Raw genomic sequence first — 15,065 nt, 5'->3', positions numbered from 1 at the left:
GCGAGCCCCTTACTTGGCAGCGCGTTCTTTGGCAATCAGTTGGTCAGCAACGTTCAGGGTCGCTTCAGGACCACCGGTGCTGCCCAGGTCGAAACGGTATTTGCCGTTGACGATCAGGGTTGGAACGCCTTGCACGCCGTACTTCTGCGCGAGTTCCTTGGCCTGTTTGATCTGGCCCTGGATAGCGAAGGAGTTGAAGGTCGCCAGGAACTTGTCCTTGTCGACACCCTGAGTGGCAACGAAGTCAGCCATTTCGTCCGGCTTGGTCAGGCGCTTGCCTTGTTTCTGGATCGCTTCGAAGACGGCGTTGTGGACCTTGTGCTCAACACCCATGGCTTCCAGGGTCAGGAACAGTTGGCCGTGGGCGTCCCATGGACCACCGAACATGGCGGGAATGCGACGGAAGTTAACGTCCTTGGGCAGCTTTTCAGCCCATGGGTTGATAGTCGGCTCGAAGGCGTAGCAATGCGGGCAGCCGTACCAGAACAGCTCCACCACTTCGATCTTGCCCGGTACTGCAACGGGAACCGGGTTAGCCAGCTCAACATAGGTTTTACCGGCTTCAAGCGGCACATCGGCAGCTTGTGCGGTCATGCCGAAGAGGCTGGCAGTGACGAGAGCGGCGCTGAGGATCAGATTACGCATGCTTTACTCCTGGACAAATAAAGTCGCCTCACGCGACCTTTGTTGTGACAGGTCTACGCGGACATGAGTTCGTTAGTGTAACGGCAGCGGCCACAAAAAAGGGCGGCCTGAGCCACCCTTTTTATGCTTGCATCGCGGGATTAATCGAGCGTTAACGCCCAGCCCGGTCAGTGCAGGCCCTGGATATAACTGGAGAGGGCTGCGATGTCTTCGTCGCTCAGCTTGCGAGCGATGGTGCGCATGGTCATCGCGTCGCCATCGTTGGCCCGGCCGGCTTCTTCTTTGCGAAAGTCGGTCAACTGCTTGGCGATGTAGGTGGCGTGCTGGCCGCTCAGGTGCGGGAAGCCTGCGGCAGCGTTGCCTGCGCCATTGGGCGAGTGGCAACCGGTGCAGGCAGGCAAGCCTTTTTCCAGGTTACCGCCACGGAACAACTGCTCTCCACGGGCGACCAATTTAGGATCGGCAGCTCCCACGCTACCCTTCTGGCTGGCAAAATACGCCGCGAGGTCCGCCAGGTCCTGATCGTTGAGATTGGTCAGCAGGCCGGTCATTTCCAGCACCGTGCGCTTGCCGTCCTTGATGTCGTGCATCTGCTTGCTCAGGTAACGTTCACCCTGGCCGGCCAGTTTGGGGAAGTTCGGCGCCGGGCTGTTACCATCCGGCCCGTGGCAGGCACCACACACGGCGGCCTTCGCTTGACCGGCAGTGGCATCACCTTTGACGGGGCCCTCTGCAGCGACGGCAGCGCCTGTGATGCCCAAGGTCAACAGCAGACTCACGATCAGTTTGTTCATCAGCTAATCCAACTACGGCTAAGGGTTTAAGAGTTATCTACCGGGTTTACTCACCATCACATCAGTGACGGCCTGGTAATCCTCAGTACTGCAGTCCATGCACAAACCACGCGGCGGCATTGCCTTGAAACCCTGGGTCACGTGCTGCGTCAGCCTGACCATGCAAACTCGGTTGATCCTGTGTAGCCTGAGCGCCGTAAAGCGGAATCAGGGCAGCAGAAGCGAGCAACCGTCGGTCCATACATCGACCTTTTCAGGGTTTGAGAGCGTTTTGCGTTCTAATGCGCAATAAAGGTCTTTCGCTCCCGTGAACTTCATCCTTCGCTGGGACAAAGCACACACAAAATCTGCGGCATTATATACTGGCGCTACTGAAACGGAAACGACACCGCTTGCCGCACCCTTTCTCGGCACCGCCCACATCGGAAATCTCATGCAACTCAAGAACCCCATCCTCGGCCTGTGCCAACAGTCCACCTTCATGCTCAGCGCCGCCAAAGTGGACCAATGCCCCGATGACGAGGGCTTTGAAGTCGCCTTTGCCGGCCGTTCCAACGCCGGTAAATCCAGCGCACTGAACACCTTGACCCACGCCAGCCTGGCGCGCACCTCGAAAACCCCGGGCCGCACGCAACTACTCAATTTCTTCAAGCTAGACGATGATCGGCGTCTGGTCGACCTGCCGGGCTACGGTTATGCAAAAGTACCTATCCCGCTGAAGCTGCACTGGCAGCGTCACCTCGAGGCTTACCTGGGCGGTCGCGAGAGTTTGAAGGGCTTGATTCTGATGATGGATATCCGTCATCCAATGACCGACTTCGACTTGCTGATGCTCGATTGGGCGGTCGCCAGCGGCATGCCGATGCACATTTTGCTGACCAAGGCCGACAAGCTCACCTACGGTGCAGCCAAGAACACCCTGCTCAAAGTGCAGTCCGAAATTCGTAAGGGTTGGGGCGACACCATCACCATTCAGCTGTTCTCCGCGCCCAAGCGCATGGGCCTGGAAGAAGCCTACACCGTACTGGCCGGCTGGATGGAATTGGCGGACAAGGGCGCAGAAATCGCCGAATAACTTTTCTGCGGGCAAAAAAAACCCCGGACTTCTTTTGGGGAGGGGAAGTTCGGGGTTCAAGTTCCGGACCGCTAGGGCGGGGTCCAGAATTATCTGCCAACACTTAACACAACATAGGAGCATTGAAGGGCTTCACCACCCATTCAGTAACTCTGAGTGGCAGTTCACAGGTTAAGTTCCGACAGGCTCAAAAAACTATTGGAAATAACTGACCGCGGTTTGCGCTCTAAACCGCCTCGCCACCGCGCAATGTGATGGCGAAGCCGCAGAATCAGTGCGCCTCGTCCCAGTTATCGCCTACGCCTACGTCCACCACCAAAGGCACGTCCAACTGCGCCGCCGCGCTCATATGCTCGCGAATCTTCTCGCTGACCTGCGCGACCAAGTCTTCACGCACCTCCAGCACCAATTCGTCGTGCACCTGAAGGATAACCTTGGCATCCAGGCCCGACTCGGTCAGCCAGTTATCCACCTGCACCATGGCTTTCTTGATGATGTCCGCCGCCGTGCCCTGCATCGGCGCGTTGATCGCCGTGCGCTCGGCCGCCGCGCGCTCCTGGGGTTTGTTGGAGTTGATATCCGGCAAGTACAGGCGTCGCCCGAAGAAGGTTTCGACATAACCCTGATCCGCCGCCTGGGCGCGGGTGCGCTCCATGTATTCGCGAACCCCAGGGTAGCGGGCGAAGTACACATCGATATAGGCCTTGGCGGTCTTGGTGTCGACGCCGATGTCCTTGCCCAGCTTCTGGGCACCCATGCCGTAAATCAGGCCGAAGTTGATTGCCTTGGCGCTGCGGCGCTGGTTGGACGTAACCTCGTTCAACTCAACCTTGAACACTTCGGCCGCCGTGGCGGTGTGCACGTCCAGGTCATTGCGGAAGGCGTTCATCAAGCCTTCGTCCTTGGACAAATGCGCCATGATCCGCAGCTCGATCTGCGAATAGTCCGCCGCCAGCAGCTTGTAGCCCTTGGGCGCGACAAACGCCTGGCGAATGCGCCGTCCCTCGGCGGTGCGCACCGGGATGTTCTGCAGGTTCGGGTCGCTGGAGGACAAGCGCCCGGTCGCCGCGACGGCCTGATGGTAAGACGTATGAATACGCCCGGTACGCGGGTTGATCTGTTCCGGCAGGCGGTCGGTATAGGTACTTTTGAGCTTGCTCATGCTGCGGTACTGCATGAGTACCTTGGGCAGCGGGAAATCATCCTCGGCCAGTTTGGCCAGCACTTCCTCAGCCGTGGAGGCCTGGCCCTTGCCGGTTTTTTTCAGCACCGGCATGCCAAGCTTCTCGTACAGGATCGCCCCGAGCTGCTTGGGCGACCCTAGGTTGAATTCTTCACCGGCGATCTCGTACGCCTGGCGCTCCAGTTCAACCATCTTGTTACCCAGTTCGATGCTCTGGATGCCGAGCAGGTCCTTGTCCACCAGTGCGCCCTGGCGCTCGATGCGGGCCAGCACCGGCACCAGCGGGATCTCGATGTCCGTCAGCACACTGGCCAGGCTCGGGATCGCTGCCAGTTGCGCGTACAAGTGCTGATGCAGGCGCAAGGTCACATCAGCATCTTCAGCCGCGTAAGGGCCGGCTTGCTCAAGGGCGATCTGGTCGAACGTGAGTTGCTTGGCGCCTTTGCCGGCGATGTCCTGGAAGCTGACCGTGTCGTGGTCCAGGTACTTCTTCGCCAGGCTGTCCATATCGTGCCGAGTCGCGGTGGAATTGAGCACGTAGGATTCAAGCATGGTGTCGAAGGCGATGCCGCGCACGGTAATGCCCTGGGCAGGGTCGCCACCAATGGCGCAGTTGGCCAGGATGTTCATGTCGAACTTGGCGTGCTGGCCCACCTTGAGTTTGGTCGGGTCCTCCAGCAACGACTTCAAGGCCAGCAGCACGGTGTCGCGGTCCAGTTGTTCCGGTGCACCGATGTAAGCGTGCGTCAGGGGAATATACGCCGCCTCATGGGGCTGCACCGCGAACGAAACCCCAACCAATTGCGCCTGCTGGGCGTCGATCCCGGTGGTTTCGGTATCGAAGGCAAACAGCTTGGCGTCGTTGAGCTTCTTCAGCCACAGATCGAACGTGGCCTGGTCAAGAATGGTGGTGTAAACCGTCTCTACGGGCACCGATACCACCTCCTCCACGGGTACCTGCGCGACAGGCGCGACTTCATTGGCCGCCTTCAGCTCGACACGCTTGGTGTCGCGCTGGATCTCGTCGTACCAGCTCTTGAACTCCAGCAATGCGTACAGCTCAAGCAGCTTTTCGCGATCCGGCTCGATCAGGTGCAAATCGTCCAGCCCGATATCCAGCGGCACATCGATCTTGATCGTCGCCAACTGATAGGACAGGAATGCCATCTCTTTATGCTCTTCCAGCTTGGCCGGCAGGGTCTTGGCCCCACGGATAGGCAGGGTCGGCACAATATCCAACTGCTCATAAAGCTCTTTGAGGCCGCCATTGACCCCCACCAGCAAGCCGGAGGCGGTCTTGGGGCCAATACCCGGAACGCCGGGAATGTTGTCGGACGAATCTCCCATCAACGCCAGATAGTCGATGATCTGTTCCGGAGCGACGCCGAATTTCTCCTTAACGCCCTCGATGTCCATCGAGCTACCGGTCATGGTGTTGACCAAGGTAATGTGGCCGTCCACCAGCTGCGCCATGTCTTTGTCACCGGTCGAGATCACCACCGGGCGGCTGGCGGCCGCGCTGCTGCGGGCCAGGGTGCCGATCACGTCATCGGCCTCGACGCCCTCGACGCACAGCAACGGGAAGCCAAGAGCGATCACGCTTTGATGCAGCGGCTCGATCTGCAGGCGCATGTCATCGGGCATGCTCGGGCGGTTGGCTTTGTATTCGGCGTACATCTCATCGCGAAACGTCCCGCCCTTGGCGTCGAAAACCACCGCGAATGGGCTGTCCGGGTACTGCTTGCGCAGGCTTTTGAGCATGTTCAACACGCCCTTGACCGCACCGGTGGGCAGGCCTTTGGAGGTGGTCAGCGGTGGCAGCGCGTGGAAGGCGCGGTACAGATAAGAAGAACCGTCCACCAGGACGAGGGGCGCTTGGCTCATGAGCAGGATCAACCTTTTCGGCGGGTCAGGCGCTAGAATAGCCGGACCAATGAAAACAAAGGGACAAGGTTATCATGCGTACATTCAATCGCCTGCTGTTGACCGGTTTGATTGCACTCGCTCCGATGGCTGCCATGGCGGCAGACGATGCCCCGTCGGCAGACCCGGAAGTTACCATTCGCACGGAAGGCGACAAAACCATCCAGGAATACCGCCAGAACGGCTTCCTGTACGCAATCAAAGTCACCCCGAAAGGCGCACCGCCGTACTTTCTGGTACGTGCGGACGGCACCGACGCGAACTTCATCCGCTCTGACCAGCCGGATATGCTGATCCCGTCATGGAAGATCTTCGAATGGAAATGATTTCTTAATTTTAACCGGCGCTGCCCACCGCAGCGCCCGTAACGGCAGTTTTAACCATGTCTGTGTTCACCCCCCTGGCTCGGCCCGAGCTGGAAACCTTTCTCGCCCCTTACGGGCTCGGCCGCCTGCTTGATTTCCAGGGGATTGCCGCCGGCAGCGAAAACACCAATTTCTTTATCAGCCTGGAGCAGGGCGAGTTCGTCCTGACCCTGGTTGAGCGTGGCCCGGTGGCAGAAATGCCGTTCTTCATCGAACTGCTCGACGTGCTCCACGACGCCGACCTGCCGGTGCCGTACGCCCTGCGTACCACCGACGGCATCGCTTTGCGCGAACTCAAGGGCAAACCGGCCTTGCTGCAACCGCGCCTGGCGGGCAAGCACATCAAGGAGGCCAATGCGCAGCACTGCGCCCAGGTTGGCGAACTGCTCGGCCACCTGCACCTGGCCACCCAAGGCGAAAAGGTACTTGAACGCAAGACCGACCGCGGCCTGGATTGGATGCTCAGCGAGGGCGCGCAGCTTATTTCGCACCTCAACGAGGCCCAGCAACGCCTGCTGCGCGATGCGCTGGCCGAGATCGACACCCACAAGGCCGACATTCTCGGCCTGCCACGGGCGAATGTGCACGCCGATCTGTTTCGCGATAACGCGATGTTTGAAGGCACGCACCTGACGGGCCTGATCGACTTCTACAATGCCTGTTCAGGGCCGATGCTCTACGACGTGGCCATCGCCTTGAATGACTGGTGCTCGGATGCCGAGGGCGTGATTGACGGTCACCGTGCCCGGGCGCTGCTGGGCGCTTACGCGGGGCTACGGGGGTTTACCGCAAAGGAAGCCGAGCTATGGCCGACCATGCTGCGGGTGGCGTGCGTACGGTTCTGGCTGTCCCGGCTGATCGCAGCCGAGTCATTCGCCGGGCAGGATGTATTGATTCACGACCCGGCTGAGTTCGAGCATCGCTTGGCGCAGCGTCAGCAGGTCACGGTCCACCTGCCGTTCGCACTCTAAAAAGCCCCACTCGATCAAAAAAATGTGGGAGCGGGCTTGCTCGCGAATGGGGTCTGTCAGTTAGTACATCATTGACTGATCCAACGCATTCGCGAGCAAGCCCGCTCCCACAGGGGTTTTGTGTTGCCTGTTAGAGCGACTCCAGGCAACCGGCGAGGTCATTGCCGAGTTTTTCCAGCACCTGCTCATAACCCTGGGCCGTCGCCGGGGTATAGCCACCCAACGCATCCAATTCCGCCAACTTCACCGGCAACCCGGCCACCAGGGTTTCGGCCAAGCGAGGTCGCAACGGCGGCTCGCTGAACACGCACGTCTTGCCCACTTCCTGCAAACGCGCGCGCATCGCCGCTACGTGCTGAGCGCCCGGCTGCACTTCGGCGGCCACGCTGAACACGCCCGCATGCTTCAAGCCGTACGCCTCTTCGAAGTAATCAAAGGCTTCGTGGAACACGAAGTAGGGCTTGCCATCAACCCCCGCCAAACGCTGCTTCAGGCGCGCATCCAGGGCGTTCAGGCGTTCTTCGAAGGCTTTTGCATTGCTCTGATAGCGCTCGGCGTTGGCCGGGTCGGCGGCGCTGAGGTCGGCCGCCATCCGTGCGGCGATCACGCGCGCATTGACGGTCGACAACCACAGGTGCGCATCGACACTGCCTGGGCGGTGATCGTGGTCATGTTCGTCGGCTTCATCGGCATGGGAATGGCTATCTTCGCCGAAAATGCGCAGTTTCATGCCCGGCAGGTCCTGCACGGCCACCGTTGCCGCTGTACGGCCTTTAAGCACACGCGGCAAAAACGTTTCCATGTCCGGCCCAATCCAGTACAGCAGGTCGACCGACTGCACGCGCCGTACGTCGGATGGGCGCAAAGCAAAGTTATGTGGCGACGCCCCCGGCGGCAGCAATACCTCTGGAACAGCCACGCCGTCCTGCACGGCAGCCGCGATTAGCTGCAACGGCTTGATGCTCGTCAGCACCTTGACCTCGGCCTGAGCGGCACCCGCAACGAACAAACTGGTGACAAATACGACAAAAACGGGAAAAAGTCGGGACACGATGACCACTCGATGGCGTAGGAACGGGTAACATAATAACGTCTCTATCAAATATCTGTCGCCGCTCATGCCTAAAACACCGCTTGCCAGCCGTCCCCACGACCACTCTCACTGCGTGCACACCGCATTGTCAGAGGCCGACACCCTGTGCGCAAAGAAAGGCTTGCGCCTGACCGCCTTGCGTCGCCGGGTGCTGGAGCTGGTGTGGCAGAGCCACAAGCCTTTGGGCGCGTACGACATTCTCGGCGTCCTCAGCGAGCAGGACGGCCGCCGCGCCGCACCGCCTACCGTTTACCGTGCACTGGATTTCCTGCTGGAAAACGGCCTGGTGCACCGTATCGCCTCGCTCAACGCCTTTGTCGGTTGCAACCACCCGGAGCACGCGCACCAAGGTCAGTTCCTGATCTGCCGCGAGTGCCACGCCGCCATTGAGCTTGAACAAAAAAGCATCAGCGACGCCATTGTCAAAAGCGCTGCCGACGTTGGCTTCAAGGTCGAGGGGCAAACGGTCGAAGTGGTCGGCCTGTGCGCAGGCTGCCAGGGGGTTTGATGAGCAATGCGTTAATCCGCCTGGAGCAGGTCGGGGTCACGTTCGCCGGGCAAAACGTGCTGGAAAACATCGCACTGAGCGTGGAGCCGGGGCAAATCGTGACCTTGATCGGCCCCAACGGCGCTGGCAAGACCACCCTGGTGCGCGCCGTGCTCGGGCTGCTCAAGCCCCACAGCGGCACGGTTTGGCGCAAGCCCAAGCTGCGCGTGGGTTATATGCCGCAAAAGCTGCATGTAGACCCGACGTTGCCGCTCTCCGTCTTGCGCTTTCTGCGCCTGGTGCCCGGCGTAGACCGCGCCCGCGCCCAGGCTGCGCTTAAGGAAGTCGGCGCCGAACACGTCATCGACAACCCGGTGCAAAGCATCTCCGGCGGCGAAATGCAGCGCGTGCTGCTGGCCCGCGCCTTGCTGCGCGAGCCCGAGTTGCTGGTACTCGATGAGCCCGTGCAAGGTGTCGATGTCGCTGGCCAGGCCGAGCTGTACAGCCTGATCACCCGCCTGCGCGACCGCCATGGTTGCGGCGTGCTGATGGTCTCCCACGACTTGCACTTGGTCATGAGCACCACCGACCAAGTGGTCTGCCTCAACCGCCACGTGTGCTGCTCGGGCCACCCGGAACAGGTCAGTGGCGACCCGGCGTTCGTGGAGTTGTTCGGCAAGAACGCCCAGAGCCTGGCTATCTATCATCACCACCACGACCACGCCCATGACCTGCATGGCGCCGTCGTCGATACCCCCCACGTTCATGGAGATAGCTGCAAGCATGGCTGATTTTCTGCTCTACGCCCTGCTGGCAGGCTTGGCTTTGGCTCTGGTGGCGGGCCCATTGGGCTCGTTTGTGGTCTGGCGGCGCATGGCCTATTTCGGCGACACCTTGTCCCATGCCGCCTTGCTGGGCGTGGCCATGGGCTTTCTGCTGGATGTAAGCCCGGCCATCGCCGTGACCGTCGGCTGCCTGCTGCTGGCGGTGCTGCTGGTGACCCTGCAGCAACGCCAGCCACTGGCTTCCGACACACTGCTGGGCATCCTTGCGCCCAGTACTTTGTCCCTGGGCCTGGTGGTGCTGAGCTTCATGCATGAAGTGCGCATCGACCTGATGGCCTACCTGTTTGGTGACCTGTTGGCGATCAGCCCGACGGACTTGGCCTGGATCCTGGGCGGCAGCGCTGCGGTGCTGGTGTTGCTGGTGACCCTGTGGCGCCCGTTGCTGGCGATCACCGTGCATGAAGAACTGGCCAAGGTAGAGGGCTTGCCCGTCGCAGGCCTGCGTATGGCGCTGATGTTGCTCATCGCCGTGGTGATTGCTGTCGCGATGAAGATTGTCGGCGTATTGTTGATCACGTCGCTGCTGATCATTCCAGCCGCCGCCGCCCAACGTCACGCTCGCTCTCCGGAGCAGATGGCGATTGGCGCCAGCCTCCTGGGGATGCTTGCAGTGTGTGGTGGCCTGGCGCTGTCCTGGTTCAAGGACACACCGGCCGGGCCGTCGATTGTGGTTACGGCGGCCGCCCTGTTTCTGCTGAGTTTTGTCCTGCCCCGTCGAGGGGTGTAGACTTGCTCGCTTTTTGCGCAAATAGAGAGTCGCAGGAATGAAGCCGTTCACCTCCCGTTATCTGCTCCTTGCCGCATTTTCACTGCTGCTGGGCGCCTGCCAAAGTACGCCGCCCGCTGCCCCCCAGGCTCCGGATCCGCGGGCTGCGGCCATCGCGCAGCTGGAACAAAACCTGGCCAGCAGCGAATTGGCCACCGCCGAAGACCAGTTGGCCGCCCTGCAGGCCCAATCGCCCAACGACCCGGCACTTGAGGCCTACCAGCGTCAATTGGCCGAAGCCTACTTGCAGCGCAGCCAGATCGTGCTGCAAAAGGGCGATGTCAACGCGGCCGCCACGGCCCTGAGCCGTGCCCGCGCCTTGATGCCCAAGGCCCCTGCGCTGACGGGTGGCGTCAACAGCGCCATCAGCCATGCGCGCAAAGCCGAATTGGACCAGGCAGAAGCCGCGTTGAAAGCCGCTGAAGCCAAGCCCGCCGCCAAGGTTATCGACCCCGCAGCGCCCAGCACCACCGTGGCGCTGAACCTGGCGGATGTCGAAGATATGCGCCATCAGCTGGATGCAATCGCCACCGATGTGGTGAATTACCAGTGCGACGTCAGCATCCAAGTGCCACGCACCCAGGATTACCCGTGGCTGGCCACGTTACTGACCAAGCGGGTCAAGCGGATTGATTCGGGGTATGACCTGAAGATTCACCGGCAAATCCTGAAACATATTCCGGCGCAGGTTGTGCTGATTCCGCGCAAGGCGGACTAAAAGCATCGCAGGCAAGCCAGCGCCCACCTTTGAACGGTGTGGGAGCTGGCTTGCCTGCGATGACGACCTAACAAACAACCGATAAGTTAAGCCGGAATCGCCTTGGATTTCGGCTCACGCTCCCACACTCGATGCTGGGCAATCGCCGCAAAGAATGCCTTGAACGCCTTGGCATCCGCGCCCACGATCAACCCTGCATCCGCCTCCAGTTTCAGCAGATCCAGCAAGGGTTTCACATCACTGGCTACCGCAATCGCCTTCAGGTGTTTGTAGGCTTCCAGTACGTAATGCAACGCCACACCATCACCGCTCAGCGCCTTCACGGACTCCTTGCCGCCTGGGATAAACACTGCGTCGAAGGCAATGGACGGCATGCCTTCCATCGAGGCGTCGACCGGCAGCGTCTTGCCCTGCGCAGTGGTCACAGGCGCCGAAGTAGGCCCCAACAACTTGGCATGAGCGCCTTCTGCTTCCAACGCTGCTTTTAGCGCGTCAATGGCCGCACCATCAACGCCGTTGGCTGCCAGAATCGCCACTTTGCGCGTTTTAATATCGCCCGATAGCAAGTTCACCTGGCTCAAGGCTGGCGACTCTTTCAACGAGGTTTCACGGGCAGGCACCGTGCCCTTGGTTGGCGCTGGCAAGCCCAGGTTCTGCGCAACGCGCTTGGCCAGCTCCAGATCGATATTGGCCAGGATCTCGTTGACCTGGCGCGCACGGATGAACTCGCGCTCCACCTTACCCAGCTCAAAGCTGTAGGCCGCGATAATGTGCTCTTTCTCGTGGTGGCTCATGCTGTTGTAGAACAGCGTGGCCTGGGAGAAATGGTCACCGAAGGATTCGCTGCGCTCACGTACTTTGTTGGCATCGACGCGCTCGTAGTAGGACTCAAAGCCACCATCGGTAGGACCAGCAGGGGTTTCCTTCGGCCAGCCACCATCAATGGAGTTTGGTTCGTAGGACGCACGGCCTTTATCGATCACCGTACGATGCTGAGCGTCGCGCTGGCCGTTATGGAACGGCACGACAGGCCGGTTGATTGGAATCTCATGAAAGTTCGGCCCGCCCAGTCGGCTGATCTGGGTATCGGTGTAGGAAAACAGACGGCCCTGCAGCAACGGGTCGTTGGTGAAGTCGATGCCCGGCACGATGTGACCCGGGCAGAACGCAACCTGCTCGACTTCAGCGAAAAAGTTGTCCGGGTTACGGTTGAGCACCATTTTGCCCAGCGGCGTGATCGGTACCAGCTCTTCGGGAATGATCTTGGTCGGGTCGAGCAAGTCGAAATCGAACTTATGCTCGTCTTCTTCGGCCACGATCTGCACGCCCAACTCCCACTCGGGGTAATCGCCGCTTTCAATCGCTTCCCACAGGTCACGACGGTGGTAGTCAGTATCTTTACCGGCCAGCTTTTGCGCCTCATCCCATACCAACGAGCAAGTGCCGACTTTCGGACGCCAGTGGAATTTCACGAAGCTGGACTTACCTTCGGTATTGATCAACCGGAAGGTATGCACCCCAAAGCCCTGCATGGCGCGCAGGCTTTTTGGAATGGCGCGGTCGGACATGGCCCAGATGACCATGTGCGCGGATTCCGGTTGCAGCGAGACAAAGTCCCAGAAGGTATCGTGGGCCGAACCGCCGGTAGGGATCTCGTTATGAGGCTCGGGTTTCACCGCGTGGACGAAGTCTGGAAATTTGATCGCATCCTGGATGAAAAACACCGGCATGTTGTTGCCCACCAGGTCGAAGTTGCCTTCGTCGGTGAAGAACTTCACGGCAAAACCGCGCACGTCACGCACGGTGTCGCCGGAACCACGCGGGCCCTGCACCGTGGAAAAACGCGCGAATACTGGGGTTTTATGCTCAGCCGTGCGCAGGAAACCTGCCTTGGTCAGCGCCGAATGGTCGCCGTAACTCTGGAAATAGCCATGGGCGCCCGTACCCCGTGCATGCACGATGCGCTCCGGAATGCGCTCATGGTCGAAGTGCGTGATCTTTTCACGCATGATGAAGTCTTCCAGCAGCGACGGGCCGCGCGCGCCGACTTTGAGGCTGTTCTGGTTATCGGAAATCTTCACGCCCTGATTAGTGCGCAGGGCCTGGCCGGTCGCATCGGAACGGAATTCTTCCAACGCCTGCAGTTTGGCGTTGGTGTTGCCACGGTCCAGGGTATCGGTACCCGCAAGTTCACTCTTGGGCGGGGTGGCTGGCTTCTTGGTACTCATCAGTCAAAACTCCTTATTCAAAGTGGCCAGAGCGGTCCCCGGCTCGTTTGAGCAAAACCCCAGGCACGGCACCTGGGAAATCGAGTTGCTTAAGTAGTGACTGACTCGGTTTTGCACCGTTCCTTTTTTATGACCTTTGATCGCGTTATTGCCAAATGACTGGATGAATACGAAATAAATGCTAAGAAACGCTATACGGACAGGCTAAAATGCGCGCCCGGCTAACCGCTGATCCCTTTTCAATGCGCCCCACAAGGTTCGCTACGTGATCGAGTTTCAAAACGTCCACAAAACCTACCGCGTCGCCGGTAAGGATATTCCCGCCCTGCACCCCACCAGCCTGCGCGTCGAGAACGGCCAGGTGTTTGGCCTGATTGGCCACTCGGGTGCCGGTAAAAGCACCCTGCTGCGCCTGATCAACCGCCTGGAAGAGCCCAGTGGCGGCCAGATCAAGGTGGATGGCGAAGAAGTCACCGCCCTGGACGCCAACGGCCTGCGGCGCTTTCGCCAGCAGGTCGGCATGATCTTCCAGCACTTCAACTTGCTGGCGTCCAAGACCGTCGCCGACAACGTCGCGCTGCCGCTGACCCTGGCCGGCGAACTGTCGCGCAAGGAAATCGACCAACGTGTGGCTGAACTGCTCGCCCGCGTCGGCCTGTCGGACCACGCCAAGAAGTACCCGGCGCAGTTGTCCGGCGGCCAGAAACAGCGCGTCGGCATTGCCCGCGCCCTGGCGACCAAGCCAAAAATCCTGCTGTGCGACGAAGCCACCAGCGCCCTCGACCCGCAAACCACGGCGTCGGTCCTGCAACTGCTGGCCGAGATCAACCGCGAGCTGAACCTGACTATCGTGTTGATCACCCATGAAATGGACGTGATCCGCCGCGTATGCGACCAGGTCGCCGTGATGGACGCCGGGGTGATCGTCGAGCAAGGCTCGGTGGCCGACGTGTTCCTGCACCCCAAGCACCCGACCACCAAACGCTTCGTACAAGAAGCCGAACAGGTGGACGAAGGCGAGCAGCGCGACGACTTTGCCCATGTGCCAGGCCGTATCGTGCGCCTGACGTTCCAAGGGGACGCGACCTACGCGCCATTGCTGGGTACCGTCGCCCGGGAAACCGGGGTGGACTACAGCATCCTTGCCGGTCGTATCGACCGCATCAAAGACATCCCTTACGGGCAACTGACCCTCGCCGTCACCGGCGGTGACATGGAAGCCGCGTTTGCACGCTTCACCGCCGCCGACGTTCACATGGAGGTCCTGCGCTGATGGACGTTTTCCTGAGTTTCTTCGCCAATATCGACTGGTCTGAAATCTGGCTCGCCACCGGCGACACCATGACCATGCTGTTCGGCTCGCTGTTCTTCACCGTGCTGCTGGGCCTGCCCCTGGGCGTGCTGTTGTTCCTGACCAGCCCGCGCCAGCTGTTCGAACAAAAAGGCCTGTACGCGCTGCTGTCGCTGATCGTGAACATCCTGCGCTCGCTGCCATTCATCATCCTGCTGATCGTGATGATTCCGTTCACGGTACTGATCACCGGCACGTCGCTGGGCGTGGCCGGCGCGATCCCACCGCTGGTCGTCGGCGCCACGCCATTCTTTGCGCGCCTGGTGGAAACCGCTCTGCGTGAAGTGGACCGTGGCATCATCGAAGCCACCCAGGCCATGGGCGCTACCACCCGCCAGATCATCACCAATGCGCTGTTGCCCGAAGCCCGCCCTGGCATCTTCGCGGCGATTACGGTGACGGCGATTACACTGGTTTCCTACACCGCAATGGCTGGTGTGGTCGGTGCTGGCGGCCTGGGCGACCTGGCAATCCGTTTTGGCTACCAGCGCTTCCAGACCGATGTGATGGTGGTCACCGTAGTGATGCTGTTGATTCTGGTGCAAATTCTGCAAACCGTCGGCGACCGGCTGGTGGTGCACTTTTCTCGTAAATAACGGCCATTGCCGGCACACAGCCGGC

At 60.3% G+C, this 15,065-nt stretch carries 14 protein-coding genes and 1 pseudogene; 9 read left to right on the top strand and 6 right to left on the bottom strand.

Annotated features, from left to right (window positions below):
- Positions 1 to 9 precede the first annotated feature (9 nt).
- The 3 genes and pseudogenes from dsbA to ACWHXD_RS00400 all read right to left on the bottom strand — a co-directional run bounded on the left by dsbA (position 10) and on the right by ACWHXD_RS00400 (position 1,680).
- The gene (dsbA, locus tag ACWHXD_RS00410) at positions 10 to 645 is read right to left on the bottom strand and encodes a thiol:disulfide interchange protein DsbA (RefSeq protein ID WP_003187375.1); all 636 of its coding nucleotides are present in this window, start codon (positions 643 to 645) and stop codon (positions 10 to 12) included.
- 167 nt (positions 646 to 812) lie between these two features.
- On the bottom strand, positions 813 to 1,439 hold the full coding sequence (locus tag ACWHXD_RS00405; RefSeq protein ID WP_014716340.1) for a c-type cytochrome: 627 nt from the start codon (positions 1,437 to 1,439) through the stop codon (positions 813 to 815).
- 33 nt (positions 1,440 to 1,472) lie between these two features.
- A pseudogene (locus tag ACWHXD_RS00400) lies at positions 1,473 to 1,680 on the bottom strand (cytochrome).
- Positions 1,681 to 1,872: 192 nt separating this feature from the next.
- On the opposite strand from ACWHXD_RS00400, the gene yihA reads away from it, so the two are divergent.
- The gene (gene yihA / locus ACWHXD_RS00395) at positions 1,873 to 2,514 is read left to right on the top strand and encodes a ribosome biogenesis GTP-binding protein YihA/YsxC (protein ID WP_003187369.1); all 642 of its coding nucleotides are present in this window, start codon (positions 1,873 to 1,875) and stop codon (positions 2,512 to 2,514) included.
- A 271-nt stretch (positions 2,515 to 2,785) separates the two neighbouring features.
- Here yihA and polA read toward each other — a convergent pair whose 3' ends face one another.
- Positions 2,786 to 5,581 (bottom strand): DNA polymerase I, encoded by a 2,796-nt coding sequence (polA, locus tag ACWHXD_RS00390; RefSeq protein WP_138762503.1) that lies wholly within the window; start codon positions 5,579 to 5,581, stop codon positions 2,786 to 2,788.
- A 74-nt stretch (positions 5,582 to 5,655) separates the two neighbouring features.
- Between polA and ACWHXD_RS00385 the strand changes: the two genes are divergently transcribed.
- Both ACWHXD_RS00385 and ACWHXD_RS00380 read left to right on the top strand, forming a co-directional pair.
- Complete coding sequence (locus ACWHXD_RS00385; RefSeq protein WP_003187366.1) at positions 5,656 to 5,946, top strand: DUF2782 domain-containing protein; 291 nt, start codon at positions 5,656 to 5,658, stop codon at positions 5,944 to 5,946.
- A 56-nt stretch (positions 5,947 to 6,002) separates the two neighbouring features.
- Positions 6,003 to 6,956: a homoserine kinase gene (locus ACWHXD_RS00380; RefSeq protein ID WP_138762504.1), complete on the top strand. Its 954-nt coding sequence runs from the start codon at positions 6,003 to 6,005 to the stop codon at positions 6,954 to 6,956.
- Between the two features lie 130 nt (positions 6,957 to 7,086).
- On the opposite strand, the gene ACWHXD_RS00375 is transcribed toward ACWHXD_RS00380, so the two are convergent.
- The gene (locus ACWHXD_RS00375; protein WP_047712807.1) at positions 7,087 to 8,016 is read right to left on the bottom strand and encodes a zinc ABC transporter substrate-binding protein ZnuA; all 930 of its coding nucleotides are present in this window, start codon (positions 8,014 to 8,016) and stop codon (positions 7,087 to 7,089) included.
- A 58-nt stretch (positions 8,017 to 8,074) separates the two neighbouring features.
- On the opposite strand from ACWHXD_RS00375, the gene zur reads away from it, so the two are divergent.
- From zur to ACWHXD_RS00355, 4 genes are read left to right on the top strand one after another with little or no spacing between them, the layout of a single operon-like run.
- On the top strand, positions 8,075 to 8,557 hold the full coding sequence (zur, locus tag ACWHXD_RS00370; protein ID WP_003187362.1) for a zinc uptake transcriptional repressor Zur: 483 nt from the start codon (positions 8,075 to 8,077) through the stop codon (positions 8,555 to 8,557).
- Complete coding sequence (gene znuC / locus ACWHXD_RS00365) at positions 8,557 to 9,327, top strand: zinc ABC transporter ATP-binding protein ZnuC (RefSeq protein ID WP_003187361.1); 771 nt, start codon at positions 8,557 to 8,559, stop codon at positions 9,325 to 9,327. The genes zur and znuC overlap by 1 nt, the downstream gene beginning before the upstream one ends.
- Positions 9,320 to 10,108, top strand: a complete 789-nt coding sequence (gene znuB / locus ACWHXD_RS00360; protein WP_003187359.1) for a zinc ABC transporter permease subunit ZnuB — start codon at positions 9,320 to 9,322, stop codon at positions 10,106 to 10,108. The genes znuC and znuB overlap by 8 nt, the downstream gene beginning before the upstream one ends.
- A 37-nt stretch (positions 10,109 to 10,145) precedes the next feature.
- A complete protein-coding gene (locus tag ACWHXD_RS00355; RefSeq protein ID WP_014716334.1) occupies positions 10,146 to 10,865 on the top strand; it encodes a PA5502 family lipoprotein in 720 nt (239 codons plus the stop codon).
- A gap of 86 nt (positions 10,866 to 10,951) precedes the next feature.
- Here ACWHXD_RS00355 and katE read toward each other — a convergent pair whose 3' ends face one another.
- Positions 10,952 to 13,093 carry a catalase HPII gene (gene katE, locus ACWHXD_RS00350; protein ID WP_032894316.1) on the bottom strand — a complete coding sequence of 714 codons (2,142 nt, stop codon included), beginning with the start codon at positions 13,091 to 13,093 and terminating at the stop codon, positions 10,952 to 10,954.
- Positions 13,094 to 13,358: 265 nt separating this feature from the next.
- Between katE and ACWHXD_RS00345 the strand changes: the two genes are divergently transcribed.
- Both ACWHXD_RS00345 and ACWHXD_RS00340 read left to right on the top strand, forming a co-directional pair.
- Positions 13,359 to 14,366, top strand: coding sequence for a methionine ABC transporter ATP-binding protein (locus tag ACWHXD_RS00345; RefSeq protein WP_034129230.1), 1,008 nt, complete (start codon positions 13,359 to 13,361; stop codon positions 14,364 to 14,366).
- Positions 14,366 to 15,040, top strand: coding sequence for a methionine ABC transporter permease (locus ACWHXD_RS00340; RefSeq protein ID WP_003187354.1), 675 nt, complete (start codon positions 14,366 to 14,368; stop codon positions 15,038 to 15,040). The genes ACWHXD_RS00345 and ACWHXD_RS00340 overlap by 1 nt, the downstream gene beginning before the upstream one ends.
- Positions 15,041 to 15,065 lie beyond the last annotated feature (25 nt).

The sequence above is a fragment of the Pseudomonas fjordensis genome (assembly GCF_976987115.1).
Note: the sequence above shows the minus strand (reverse complement) of the source record. Positions and strands in the feature narration are given on the sequence as shown.